The organism is Propionimicrobium sp. PCR01-08-3 (assembly GCF_030286045.1).
Lineage (GTDB): Bacteria > Actinomycetota > Actinomycetes > Propionibacteriales > Propionibacteriaceae > Brooklawnia.
The window spans coordinates 1,161,501-1,174,907 of the sequence record NZ_CP127390.1 but is presented as its reverse complement, the minus strand read 5'-3'; the positions used below and the strand labels follow the sequence as shown (position 1 = coordinate 1,174,907).

The following is a 13,407-nucleotide window of genomic DNA, read 5'->3' as shown; positions in this document are numbered from 1 at the left end:
CACCAGGATCGACCCGGCGGCACCCCGGCCCCAAAATGATTCGGTTCGCGATCCGCCAGCGAAGACAGGTGGTAACCGTCACCGGGCTCGGGCCGCGCTTCTCCGGGGTTGCTTCGTGCGCTTGAATAGATGAGACAGGCAATGCCGGATTCAGGAATGACGGTGAGCGATGAACGACAACATGGCCAACTGGTTCGCCCAGTTCGGCGGCTCGGGCGGCGACTTCGACTTCAATAAGCTGATCGCCGAGCTGCAGCAGGCAATGGCCGCCATGGCTGGTCAAGGCGACAGCACTGGCATCGATTGGAGCCAGGCCAAAGCCACCGCGCGCCGTGTCACGGCGTCACTGGGCAGCGATCCGGTGCCCAGTGGGCCCGAAAGAGCGGCCGTGGCCGAGGCGGATCGGCTGGCAAGCATGTGGCTCGACCAGCACATCGCTTTTGAAGCCCTGACCCATCCGGCGGCCGCATGGAGCAGAGCGGAATGGGTCGAGAACACCATGGGTGCGTGGCGGACCATCGCAGAACCCATCGTGACGCGCATCGCCGATGCTCTGGCCGCCTCATTCGGCGACCAGTTCAACCAGTCGGAGGAGCTTCCCGCCGAGCTCGGCCAGTTCGGCGCGATGATGGCACCGATGCTGCGCACCTCGGCCGGCGCGATGTATACGGCGCAGCTCGCGTCGGCCATGGGCAAGATCTCCGGGCAGGTGGTATCCGGCAGCGAGATCGGCGTCCAGTTGCTCGGCACGCCACAAGTGGTCCTGCTGCCCACGAATGTGGCCGAGTTCAGTTCTGGCCTGCATATTTCGGACGACGACATCCGCATCTATCTCGCCGTCCGAGAAGGTGCCAGACAGCGTCTCTTTGCCCAGGTCGGCTGGTTGGCACCTCAGATCCTGGCCCTTCTCGAGCACTACGCGCGAGAGATCACCATCGATGTCGGCGCCATCACCTCGACCATCGAGGTGAACGATCTCAGTTCGCTGACTCCCGAGAGACTGGCCGAGCTCAGCGAGCAGCTGCAGGGCAGGCTCTTCTCCCCCGGCCAGAACGATGCGCAGCGTGAGATCTTGGACCGTCTCGAGACGTTGTTGGCACTGGTGGAGGGCTGGGTGGACGAAGCGACCGCGACAACCGTCAACACCTGGATGCCGCATGCCGGCGACGCGCTGGCGGAGGCGATTCGCCGGCGCCGGGCCACCAACGGCCCATCGCAGCAGCTGTTCTCGGCCTTGGTGGGGCTCGACCTGAAGCCTCGCAGGATCCGCGATGCGGCGAACTTGTGGGCCGGTCTCACCCGTGAGCGGGGTATCGCAGGCCGCGACGGATTGTGGGCCCATCCCGATCTGATGCCGACGGCCGCCGATCTCGATGATCCGCTGCGGCTTCTGGCCCCCGACGACGAGTCGAACGCCGGTGACGAAATGGATGCCGAGCTGGCCAAGCTTCTCGAGCGGGCCGAGCAGGAGCGCCGCGACGATCCGGGAACCGGCTCCGAGTAATGACCGGCCGGCCGTGTTCGGACGACCGGCTGGTTCCGCACCGCCTTCGAATCGCCGAGTGCCGCCGGGTGACTTTCGCCCAAACAGTGACCGGCCACACAATGACCGGACCGCGCCGGGAATCTTCGGATCGCGGTCTGTCTCGGCGAGACGCCGACCGCGTGCGCTACTCCGAAAGATCGACGCTTCCGTCGCCGGCCGGCGCAATCTCGCCCCCGCCTCCTGGTCCCCAGACGGTAGCCTGAGCCGCACTCCACCCTTCCAGATATCCTGCCGCCCGCTCGCTGGACGGATAGTGCCCGACCAGCTCCCAGAACTGACGAGTGTGTCCGGTGTGCTCGAGGTGCGCCAGTTCGTGGGCCAGCACATAGCCGATCACCCAGTCGGGCATCTGCTGAAGGCGGTCGCTCAGCCGGATTGTGCCCGCCGCCACGCTGCACGATCCCCACCGGTGGTTCATATTGGTCACCCAGCGCACCGAGCTCGGACGAAGCCTTCTTCCGGCAGGCCGGTCCAGAAAGTCCCGCGCTATCTGATTGGCCTTGGCCATCAACTCCTCGTCGGAGTGGTGAGTGCGGGTTCGCTTTCGGACGATCCGCTCGACCATTTTGTCAATCCACTCCTGTTCGCGCGCCGCCGGCATCCCGGCCGGCAGAAACACCACCACTCCGCCATCTTCCAGCCGTGCCGAGATGGTCTTGCGACGCCGGGCGCTGCGCCGCACTCGCACGCCGGCGATGTCATCGGGCAGCGGCGGCAGGCGCAAGGTGGCCGTCGGCAAGGTTTCGCTCGGAGGTGGCATGACTGCTCCTAAAGATCGGCTTGACGCGGCCGGCTGATCGGCACTAGCTTCTTGGTGAGGCTTCCGGAGATTGGATCCGTGCAGGGGAAGGCATGTCGATCCGGCTCCGGGAGCTTTTTCTGCCCCCGGATACTGAACCTTTCTGGCGCCGGTGACCGACCCCACCCGGCCGAGGACACCAAGATCCGAGCCCGGAAGCCTTTCTGCTGGCGCCGCCTGGGAGCGAACCCATACCGGAGAAGACACCTCCGGCCAGCGGACCCATGCAGCAGAAGACACCTTGATCCGAGCCCGAAGCCTTTTCTTGTTCAGCGCCTGTGTTTACTCTGGTTTCAGGTAAACCCGAAACCCTGGTTGTCGGCATCGCACGCGGAAATCTCGACGTTACGCGCGTGGCGGACTGGCTGCGAGGCGACCTGCTGGCAGCTAATATCGGCGTCAGTGGCCTGCAACCCGGCCCCGGACTAAGGAGAAAACAGTGGCTGACGAAACCTACGAAGGCGAGTTCTACTGCGTGAAGTGCAAGGAGAAGCGCGAGGCCAAGGGAAACGTCGTCGTGAACGACAAAGGCACCAAGATGGCCAAGGCAAAGTGCCCGGTCTGCGGCACCAACCTCAACCGCATTCTGGGTAGGGCCTGAGCTTTGTAGCTGGGCCGAGCCCGGAACTGTTCCCGGCACCGGTAGATCACGCGAGGTCATCGCACGAGTCGTGGTCGTTGATCAATTCGATCAGCTGATCACCGTAGCGATCCAACTTGGTCTTTCCGATGCCGGGAATTTTCGTGAGCTGGGCCCGCTGAGCCGGCTGCTGCTCGGCCAAGGCACGCAGGGTTGCGTCCGTGAAAATCACGAAGGCCGGAACCGACTGGCTTTGCGCCTGACTCGTCCGCCACTGCCGCAAGGCCTCGAACAGGTCCTCGTCCAAGGTGGACTCGCATCCGGTGTGTCGTCCGAGTTTGATCTCGACGGCCTCACTCATGGCTTGCCCGCAGACGTAGCAGGCAGGCAGCGTCCGCGACTTTCGGCCCGGACGCGCACGCCGACCGGAAACATGTGGCTCCGCAACGCCGGCCAGCCCCGCCTGCCGTAGAAAACGGGACGGCCCGCGATGGCCGCGTCCTGGCGCACCGCCGATCGCCCAGGAGATCCGCAGATTCGTTTTTGCTCTGGTCAGCGCCACATAGAGCAGCCGCTTCTCTTCGGCCACCTCGGCCTGAGTATCCGCCAGCGCGAAGGGCATCAGCCCCTCCGACAGGCCCACGACGGCCACCGATTCCCATTCCAATCCCTTGGCCGAATGCATGGTCGACAACGTCACCGCGTCGTCGGGCCGCGCCTCCTGGTCGCCGTCGCGCACCACGAAGGGCACTTGCGCGTCCCGGAGTTCGGCCTCGAACTGTTCGGCCTGCGCGTTGATGCGGTACAGCACGGCGAGATCGCCCCAGGGTGCGCCGTCCCGATGCCGGCCGACCAGCCACCCGGTGACCGCTGCCGCCTCCGTTGGCTCGTCTGCGGCGGGTTGCACCTCCACCGCCGGGCCGGCTTCACGGTTGGCCCGCAGCCGTCCCCCTCCTGCGATCAAGGCATTGGCCGCCTCCAGCACTTGTGGTGTCGAGCGATAGTTGGTGCGCAATCTCAAGGTCGTCGCCCCAGGGTGGTCACGACCGAAATTGGCCAGGTAGGCGGGCTGGGCGCCGGCGAAGGTGTGGATCGCCTGATTGGGATCGCCGACCACGCAGATGTCGCTGCGATCGCCCAGCCATAGTTCGAGCAGCGTGCGCTGAATCGGGCTGACATCTTGAAACTCGTCGACGGTGAAAGACCGGTACTGGTCATGCACCTCGGCCGCCACCTCGGGATGCTCGTGCAACAGCGCGATGGTGCACAACAAGATGTCGTCAAAGTCGATCACCCCGCGATACTTCTTGACCTGTTCGTAGCGCCTGAGCACGTCGGCCACCTGGTCCAGATTCAGCCCCTCGACCTCGCGCCCGGCCTTGCCGGCGAGCTGCGGATATCGCTCCTGCGGAACATTCGAGACCTTGGCCCAGCTGATCTCCGCGGCGAGGTTACGCAGCAGCGGGGTCTCGACGCTGACCGGCAGGGTTCGGGCGGCCTCCGCGATCATGCTGAAATTGCGTCCGGCCACCGGGGGCAGCTCGACGCCGTTGACCTTGGGCCAGAAATAGCCGAGTTGACGCAACGCGGCCGCGTGAAAGGTTCGGGCCTGCACCCTGGGTACGCCCAGACCGGCGAGCCGGTGCCGCAATTCCGCGGCCGCCTTGCTGGTGAAGGTGACCGCCAAGGTATGCCTGGCCTCCAGCGCACCGCTGGCCGCGCCGTAGGCAATCCGGTGCGTGATGGCGCGGGTCTTACCGGTGCCGGCGCCCGCCAGAACCACGACCGGACGCCCGAAGCAGGTCGCGACGGCACGCTGCTCGGCGTCCAGCCCCTCGAGAACACGCTCCGCCTGCGATGCTTCACCACTCACGCCTGCTCACTGTAGGCGCCGGCTGAGACAATTTTCGAACGCCATCCGGCTGCCGCGAAAAATGTCGGGAGCGCTGGCTAAGGTGAGTGCCGATGAAGAACTACGTCGAGGTGACCGGCTGGCGCGAGGCCTGCGAGCAGGCTGCCGTGCTCGTGCAAGACTCGCCTGCCGCACCGATGGCGGCAGATCTCGTCGTGGTTCCCGCGGCCGGGCATCGCCGGTGGTTCACTCAATATCTTGCGACCAGAACCGGCGGGCCCCGAATCTCGGCAGGTATCGACGTCGAAACCTGGCGAGTGTTCTCCCAACGGTTCCGCAGCGACGCCTGGCAAGGCGAGTCGCTGACCCTGGCCATCTGCGATGTGCTCGCCGACCCGGCGCAGGCCGACGTCCTCGCGCCGGTCCTGCACCACCTCGCGACGCCGCAGCTTTCGCCGGGGCGCCGCTATGCCGCTGCGTCCAGGCTGGCCAGGCTTTTTCGCCGCTACCTGTGGCGGACGCCCGACATGGTCGCCTCATGGTCGGCTGGTTCCGACCGAAGCCCTTCCGGCGCCGATCTTGCGTCCGAAGAGCGGTGGCAGCCTGCCTTGTGGCGTGCGGTCGTCCGGCTTCTCGGCTCAGATCCTGCCGAGCAGCATGACCGAACTCTCCGGCAGCTGGAGCAACAGGCCGATCCGCAGATACCGCAGCGGGTCGTCCTGCTCCTGGTCGACGATCCGGATCCCGCCTCGAACCGCCTCATCGACGCCCTCGGCTGCCATCACGAGGTTCAGGTGATTCAGGTGGCCGGCATCGCCTGCCACCATGACGCGCCGGGCTCCGACTTTCTGCGGCACCACAACAGTCGTCGTGATGCGGGGCGCGAATCACTCGACCGGCCGCAACAACGATCCGAAACCGGTCTGGCATCCGGGTGCCGGGCCGAAACTGACGACGGCCGGCCGGACCCTGTCTCCAGCGCCTTCGCAGCCTTCCGGCAGCCCAAACCGCCTACCCTGCTGCGGCAGGTACAAGACGAGTTGCGCCGCGATCTGCCGCCCGGCCCCCGGGCCGAGGCCGATGACTCCTTGCAGATCCACGCATGCCACGGCCCGGACCGGCAGGTCGAGGTGCTCCGCGACGTGTTGTGCGGCCTGTTCAGCGATGATCCCAGCCTGCAACCGCGTGATGTGGTGGTGCTGTGCACCGATCTCGCCGAGTACGCACCGTTGATCGAGGCGTCGTTCTGTCTCGACCCGGGCGCGGGCTTTCATCCCGGCCACAGACTGAGAGTGCAACTCGCCTCCGCAGGTTTGGCAGGCGTCAACCCCGCGTTGGCGGTGCTCAGTCGACTGCTGGCGCTCTACGTCGGACGCGCAACCAGCATTGATCTCCTCGACTTTTGCCAACTACCCGCGATATCGCACCGGTTCGGCTTCGGGCCCGACGAGATCGAGCGGCTGCGCGAGCTCATCGCGAACGCCCAGATCCGCTGGGGTGTGGATGCGGCCCAGCGCAGCCGCAATGGCGTGGCCATCACGCAGTCGACCTGGCTGGCCGGCGTTCAACGATTGTCTATCAGCCTCGCGCTCGCTGCCGAGCCACCTGTCGCGCTGGGCACCTGTGCACCGGTCGGCCAGGTGCAGGGATCGGATGCGCAACTCATCGGCCGGCTCGCCGAACTCGTCTCGAGGGTCCGCAAGGTCATCGGCCGGTTCGGCAGCGAAGCGACTGCCGAAACCTGGGCAGGTCACTTGCGGGAGGCCATCGATCTGCTGGTTTCGCTGCCGTTCGAGGACAGCTGGCAGCTGAACCAGGCTCTCAGCGCGATCGCGGATTTCGCTCAGCAGGCCGCCGGGCGCACGGCGCCACTGGACGCCACCGACATCTCCTGCTGGCTCGACGGTCTCGACCGGTCAGCCGGCCGGCGTCCCAACTACGGCAACGGTTCGCTGCTGGTGACCGATCTGAACGATCTGGCAGGTATCGGGGCGCGGGTCATCTGCGTTCTCGGCCTCGACGATGCTCACTTCCCTGGCCCGGCAGGCTTCGACGGCGACGATCTGCTGCGGACCGACGGATCCCAGGCCCGGCAGCATTGGACGTGGCGCCGCCGCGCCGTCCGCCGGCAGCGGCTCCTGGACGCTCTGCTGGGCGCCACCGATCACTTTGTCGTGGTCACCCAAGGCGCCGAGCAGTCATCGGGACGGGTGCGTCCGGCCCCGGTGTGCATCTCGGAACTCCTGGATGCCTGCGCGGTGCAGGGCCCGGCCGGGGCATGGCGCGTGGACGGGCTCGCGAACACCGGGGCGGGCTCCTCCGATGGCGAAGCCGGCTACCACGGCACGCTCGTCCGCTGGCACCCTTTGCATCCGCATGGCTGGCAGGACTTCGCGGTGAGCGGCAACGAACGGGTGGCCAGCTTCGATCAGCAGGGCCTGCAAGGCGCAAGGGCCCTGCAAAGCCCGCCCAAGGCTCCGCCGCCCACCTGGACGCTGCAGCATCGGTGCACCCCCTCTCCCCAGACCGACATCGAGGATCTCATCAGATTCTTCTGCAACCCGGCCCGCGCCCTGCTCAAGGAGACCGTGGGCACCACCCGTACCCGGTTCGACCACGAGTTGAAAACCAGCCTGCCGATCTCGCCGGATGCCCGCGAGGCATGGTCGGTCGGGCGCGAGCTTTTCGACGCCCTGGCAGCAGGACACGGCCTGGCGCAGGTGCGCAACCACGTCTGGTTGTCGGGGCAGGTGCTGCCCGGGCCTGCCGGTGCGCAATTGCTCGACGATCAACTCGATCGCGCCTGCCAGGTTGCCTCATCGGTCCGAAGCGCGAAAACCGGCGAGCGGACATTACGCGACTGCCGTATCGACTACGCCGACGGAAAGCTCCAGGGCCGCGTCCCATTGGTCGATGACAAGGTCGTGGTGCAGCGGTTCGGATTCCCCAAACCGGATGATGCGCTCGCATGCTGGCTGCGGCTGCTTCTGGTCGTCGCGCAATCGGACGCCGAACAACCGGGTACCGAAGGGTTGCTGGTCGGAAAACGGTGCTATCGCCTGTCCGCACCCTCGGGCGAACAGGCACGAGAGATACTCGGTTGGCTGGTCACAACCCGCCGGGCGGGCCTTCGCCACGTGCTTCCGTTGCCGTTGCGAACGGCGGCCGCCTACGCGGACCTGCTGAACTGGACATGGGGCGAGCCGATGGTCCGCGCACGTCAGGCCTACCGGGACGAGGATGCGAACTGGCAGTATTTCTTTCCCGATTTCGATGACCTGACCCAGGCGTGGCCCGGTCGCTTCGAAAAGCTGGCAGATCGGCTGCTTGCCCCGCTCGCCGATCACCTCGCCGAATGGCGGCCTGCTTCGAGGTTGGGTGATCAGTGACATGAACGACATCTTCAGACTCGACCAGCCCCTTCCGGCCGCCGGGACCACCCTGGTGCTGGAGGCCAGCGCCGGGACCGGCAAGACCTTCACCATCGCCGCGATGGTGGCGCGCTATGTGGCCGCCGGAACGCCGCTCGATCGCGTTTTGGCCGTCACCTTCTCGCGCCGGGCAACCAATGAACTGCGCGACGGCATCCGCCACCGACTCATTTCCACTCATGGCGAGTTGCGCCGCCGGCTCGCCGGGCTGCGACCGGTCCCGGTCAGCGAGGCCCCGCTTCGGCCATCAGAAGGGCCGCAGGCGGCCGCTCAGGTCGGCGAAGCATCAGCTGATCCGGGCGAATCGGCGACCGATCAGGTGACTGCGCTGCTCTCGGCCGGCTCAACCGAGGAAGTGGAGCTGCGGGCCCGACGACTCGCCGAAGCGATCGGCCGGGTGGACGACGCGCCTATTTTCACCCTGCACACCTTCGCGTCCCGAATGCTCGACGAACTGGGCATCCTCGCCGACTACGACACCATGACCCGACTGGAGACCGATCCCTCGGTGCTGATCGACGAGGTCATCGCCGATGTCTATCTCGCCGACGAGCGATGGCAACAGTTCAATTTCGGCACCGCCGTCGCTATCGGACGCGCCAGCGCCCAGCACGGCACCGACGCGATCTACCCATCCGGCGGGCCCGAAGCAGCCGCCCGAGCGCGATTCGCCGCCGATGTCCGCACGGTGTTCGCGACCCGCAAACGCGCGCTGCGGCAACTGGGCTATGACGACATGATCACCCGGCTGGCCGCCGCGCTCACCGACCCGGTCAGCGGGCCGCAGGCTGCCCGGACTCTCAGCGAGCGGTTCTCGGTCGTCCTCGTCGACGAGTTTCAAGACACCGACCCGGCCCAGTGGGCATTCCTCGAAGCCGGTTTTGCGCACCGCTCGACGGTGCTGCTGATCGGCGATCCGAAGCAGGCCATCTACCGCTTCCGCGGTGGCGATATCGAGACCTACAGTGCAGCCCGCGAGCGGGCCGACGTCGTGCAGCGGTTGGGCACCAACTATCGGTCGGACGCCGCAGTGGTCACCGGCATCGAGAATCTTTTCGGTCCCATCGACCTCGGATCGCCCGGCGTGAACATCGAGATGCAACGCGTCGACTGCTTCCACCGGCAGCCCAGGCTGCGCCGGGAGGATGCTGCCCAGTCGCCGGAGGCCGTGCAGGTGCGCGCGATCGGTTCCGATCAGCCGTTCGCAATCGAGGCCGCGCGCGCGTTGATCGTGGCCGACCTGGTCTCACGCGTCGGTCGCCTGCTGGATACCGGATATCAGATCCTCGACGATTCGGGACGCTGGCGGCCGCTCCGCGCCGATGACATTGCGATCTTGGTGAGCACCAACAAGGTCGGCCGCTTGATTCATGCCAGCCTGCAGGCCGCCGGGTATCCCTCGGTGTTCACCGGTGAGAAGAACGTCTTCGCCTCACAGGCGGCAGCCGACTGGCTGGTCGTCCTGGAGGCGCTCGTCGAGCGTGATCGTTGGCATCGGCGGCGAGCCATGCTCAGCTGCCTGATCGGATGGACGAGCGCCGATATTTCCTCCGCGGACGAGGACGCGTTGGTCGAGATGACCTCGTTGTTCTCGCGTTGCGCGCGCCGATTGAGCGATCAGGGCATCACCGCGGTCTTCGAGACGCTGGTGGCCGAACGGCACCTCGATGCGCAGTTGCTGGGTGAGCCGGGTGGCGAGGAGTTGCTCAGTGACCTGCGTCATGTGACCGAGCTGCTGAATCACGCCCAATCCGCGGCTCATCTGAGCCCGTCGGCGCTGACCGAGTTTCTCCGGCGCAGCATCGATCAGGCCGGGTCGGCCGACGAGGACGAACGCACCCGCCGGCTGCCGACCGATCGTCCGGCCGTTCGGGTGATGACCGTACACAAGGCGAAAGGCCTCCAGTTTCCGATCGTGCTGTTGCCCGAGGCATCCGACAGATTCGCCGGATCGGCCGATTATGATCAGCCGGTTATCGGGCACGTCGAGGGCCGCCGCGTGCTCGACGTTGATTCCCCGGCCGGTCGCGCATCGCGGATCGAGGCCTATCAGACCGAAGACCTCGCCGAATCGCTGCGGTCGTTCTATGTCGCCTGCACTCGCGCTCAATCGCTGCTGGTCTGCTGGTGGGCCCCCACGAAGCACAACACCTCGAGTTCTCCGCTGCACCGTTTGTTGATGAACAACTCCTGGCACCAGGTGCCGCAGCCCGGGTTCCCGGTCGGGTTCGCGAACCAATTGCGGTGTCCTCCCGGCGTGGCCATCGTGCCCGTCCACCCCGATCAGATCGCCCACCGTACCGAAAGCAGCCACCAGATCGGCAGATACAGCGGCCTGCTCGACGCCCGCCGCTTCAGCGATCACATCGACCGCGATTGGACGCGCACCTCCTACACCGGCCTGACGGCAGGCATGCATGACTCGCCCACGCCGCCTGATCGGGGGCCCGGATTCGACGAGGTCGATGTCGTTGACGAGGTCGTCACGACAGATCCCGACGGCGAGCCACCGGTTTCCGCACTGGCGGAGCTGGTGGGCGGAACCCAATTCGGCAGCCTGGTGCACGCCGTCCTCGAAGAGGTCGACCCGGCCAGCCCGCGGCTCGCGGCCGACCTCTCCGAGAGCGTGCGCCGCCTTCAGGCGCGGTATCCACTCGCCGGCCTGGATTCCGATGCGCTCACCGCAGGGCTCGAACAGATCGTCACGACACCGCTGGGCGTGCTGACCGATGATCTGACGCTACGTGCTCTGGGTGCCGCGAATCGCCTTGCCGAACTCGATTTCGAGGTGCCTTTGGGAGGCTCCTCCTCCCGGCGCGCCGTCGCCGATCTCGCCGACTGCTTCAGCGACCTGCTGGACGACAACGATCCGCTGCATGGTTACGGCGAGCTGTTGAAGTCATCGGGGGCAGCCCACACCACGCTTGCCGGATTCTTGACCGGCTCCATCGACGTGGTGCTCCAACTGCCAACCGATCCGCACCGATATGTCATCCTCGACTACAAGACGAACCGGTTGACCGGATTCGACCCGGCCACCATGACCAGCGCGATGTGCCAGGCGCACTATCCGCTGCAAGCCCTGCTGTACGAGGTCGCGTTGCATCGTTATCTCGGTTGGCGGCTGCCCGGTTACCGGCCGGAATCGAATCTGGGCGGTGTGGGCTATCTGTTCGTCCGCGGCATGAGCGGGGCGGACAACCCGGCGAACCGCACCATGCCGAGCGGCGTGTTCACTTGGCGCCCCCCGGCACAGCTGATCGTGCAGGCATCCGAAGTATTGGCTGGAGGATCATGACGAGCGAAGGCGTCTTCGAGATACCTGTGGTCGCGACCGGGCTGCTTGCCGAGTTCGCCGAAGCTGGTCTGGCCGACTGGAGTGGCGTGCATCTTGCGCGCACATTGGCGTGGCTCAGCGGCGAGCAGCATCCTGAGGTATTACTCGCCGCTGCCTTGTGTCTTCAGGCCCAGGAATCAGGCTCGGTGTGTTTGCCGCTGGACGGGCCGCATCCGGGCGCGCCGGCGCTTGACTGGCCTGATCCGTCGCTCTGGCTGGCGCTGCTGCAAGAGTCTCCGCTTGTCGCGCAGGGAACAGACGCCCCGGCAAATCAGCGTCCGCTGCGGCTGGTCGGCCATAATCTCTATCTCGAGCGCAATTGGCAGGCCGAGGAGGCCGTGCGGGTCGCGTTGCGCACCAGGCTGGCGATGCCGGCACCTGTGGTCGACCCATCCGAACTGGACGCCGCGATCCGGCGGGCCTGCGATCGGCTTCCGGCCGACCACCGGCTGACCGTCGACCAATGCCAAGCCGTGGGAACCGCGGTGTCGAGGTGGACCAGCGTCATCGCGGGCGGCCCGGGCACCGGTAAGACCACCACTATCGCGCAGCTGCTGCGGGTGCTCGACGATCTGGCACAAGCGCACACCAGCGTGGCCTTGGCGTCCTTCACCGGAAAAGCGGCAGCGCGCATGCAGCAGTCGTTGAACGCATCGCTGGCCCGCGACCCACAACCATCGACCGGTTCGCGCGCACGCACCTCATCCGAACCGGCGGGCCCAGATGAGATCGACCGTTTGTCGGCGACGACTGATGCACCCGGACCGCCACCGGATGCCGGCCCGATGACAGGACAGCTCTGGCAGCATCTCGACGTGGCACCGGCCACCACCTTGCATTCCCTGCTGGGCGCCAGGCCGGGCGGGCAGATGGCCCGCAATGCCGACAATCCGCTGCCCCACGATGTCGTGATCATCGACGAGATGTCGATGGTCTCATTGGACCTGATGTCGGCATTGATGACGGCGCTGCGTCCTGGCACCCGCCTGGTGATGGTCGGAGACCCCCACCAGCTGTCGTCGGTAGACGCCGGTGCCGTCCTGGCCGACATCGTCAGCGCCGGGCTGGAGTCACCGGGTGGTGCGGGCGGGAACGCCATCACCGTGCTGGCGCAGTCCCACCGGTTCGCCGGACCCATCCAGCAGCTGGCCGATTCGATCATCGAAGCCGACCCGCAGCAGGCACTCGGTCTGCTGGCCTCGCACCCGGCAGACCTGGAGTGGTTCGACACCGATCCGGATCCGTCCATGGTGACCTCGATGCCCGCCCTGGCGTCCGAGCTTCGGCGCCAGGGCGAGGCGATGGTCAACGCCGCCCGCAGGGGGGACGCGCGGGCTGCTCTCGAAGCGCTCGACTGCCATCGGCTGTTGTGCGCACACCGGCAGGGACGCTACGGTGTGGCGACCTGGTCGCGGGCCGTCGAGGCCGAGTTGCGGGGCGCGATCCCCGGCTACGGACGCGAAGGCGAGTGGTACCTGGGCAGGCCGATCTTGATCACCCGCAACGCCCCGGATCTGCAGATCTCCAACGGCGACACCGGCGTGGTGATCCGGCTGGACGACCAGTCTCAGGTCGCGATCGCCAGCGGCGACGCGCCGACGTTCCGCTCCCCCTGGCTGCTGGATTCCAGCGAAACCATGCATGCCATGACCGTGCACAAATCACAGGGCAGCGAGTACGAGGCGATCACCCTGGTGGTGCCGAGCACCGACTCTCCGCTGCTGACCAGGGAATTGCTGTATACCGCCATCACTCGGGCCAGGAAGCGGGTACGGATCATCGGGAGTGCCGAAGCGATCACCCAGGCGATCACCACTCCGGCCCGCCGGGCGACGGGCCTGGCCAGCAGACTCTAAGCCCTC

At 66.5% G+C, this 13,407-nt stretch carries 6 protein-coding genes and 1 pseudogene; 5 read left to right on the top strand and 2 right to left on the bottom strand.

All coding sequences use genetic code 11. The features are described from left to right. The first annotated feature begins 169 nt into the window (after nt 1-169). Complete coding sequence (locus tag QQ658_RS05400; protein ID WP_286026636.1) at nt 170-1,504, top strand: zinc-dependent metalloprotease; 1,335 nt, start codon at nt 170-172, stop codon at nt 1,502-1,504. Between the two features lie 166 nt (nt 1,505-1,670). Here the strand turns inward: QQ658_RS05400 and QQ658_RS05395 are convergent, their stop codons facing one another. Further along, nucleotides 1,671-2,306, bottom strand: a complete 636-nt coding sequence (locus QQ658_RS05395; protein ID WP_286026635.1) for a M48 metallopeptidase family protein — start codon at nt 2,304-2,306, stop codon at nt 1,671-1,673. Nucleotides 2,307-2,784: 478 nt separating this feature from the next. Here QQ658_RS05395 and QQ658_RS05390 point away from each other — a divergent pair, with 478 nt between their 5' ends. Then, entirely contained in the window at nt 2,785-2,946 is a 162-nt protein-coding gene (locus tag QQ658_RS05390) for a DUF5679 domain-containing protein (RefSeq protein WP_286026634.1), read from the top strand. A 91-nt stretch (nt 2,947-3,037) separates the two neighbouring features. Here the strand turns inward: QQ658_RS05390 and QQ658_RS05385 are convergent. Continuing rightward, a pseudogene (locus QQ658_RS05385) lies at nt 3,038-4,798 on the bottom strand (ATP-dependent DNA helicase UvrD2); the annotation flags it as partial. Between the two features lie 92 nt (nt 4,799-4,890). Here QQ658_RS05385 and QQ658_RS05380 point away from each other — a divergent pair. From QQ658_RS05380 to QQ658_RS05370, 3 genes are read left to right on the top strand one after another with little or no spacing between them, the layout of a single operon-like run. Then, nucleotides 4,891-8,166: an exodeoxyribonuclease V subunit gamma gene (locus QQ658_RS05380; RefSeq protein ID WP_286026632.1), complete on the top strand. Its 3,276-nt coding sequence runs from the start codon at nt 4,891-4,893 to the stop codon at nt 8,164-8,166. Between the two features lies 1 nt (nt 8,167). Then, complete coding sequence (locus tag QQ658_RS05375; RefSeq protein WP_286026631.1) at nt 8,168-11,506, top strand: UvrD-helicase domain-containing protein; 3,339 nt, start codon at nt 8,168-8,170, stop codon at nt 11,504-11,506. Continuing rightward, complete coding sequence (locus QQ658_RS05370) at nt 11,503-13,401, top strand: AAA family ATPase (protein ID WP_286026630.1); 1,899 nt, start codon at nt 11,503-11,505, stop codon at nt 13,399-13,401. The genes QQ658_RS05375 and QQ658_RS05370 overlap by 4 nt, the downstream gene beginning before the upstream one ends. Nucleotides 13,402-13,407: the final 6 nt, after the last annotated feature.

Excerpts from the sequence above, each read along its gene's own strand:
- QQ658_RS05400 (WP_286026636.1), top strand. The coding sequence starts at position 170 with ATGAACGACAACATGGCCAACTGGTTCGCCCAGTTCGGCGGCTCGGGC.
- QQ658_RS05395 (WP_286026635.1), bottom strand. The coding sequence starts at position 2,306 with ATGCCACCTCCGAGCGAAACCTTGCCGACGGCCACCTTGCGCCTGCCG.
- QQ658_RS05380 (WP_286026632.1), top strand. The coding sequence starts at position 4,891 with ATGAAGAACTACGTCGAGGTGACCGGCTGGCGCGAGGCCTGCGAGCAG.
- QQ658_RS05375 (WP_286026631.1), top strand. The coding sequence starts at position 8,168 with ATGAACGACATCTTCAGACTCGACCAGCCCCTTCCGGCCGCCGGGACC.
- QQ658_RS05370 (WP_286026630.1), top strand. The coding sequence starts at position 11,503 with ATGACGAGCGAAGGCGTCTTCGAGATACCTGTGGTCGCGACCGGGCTG.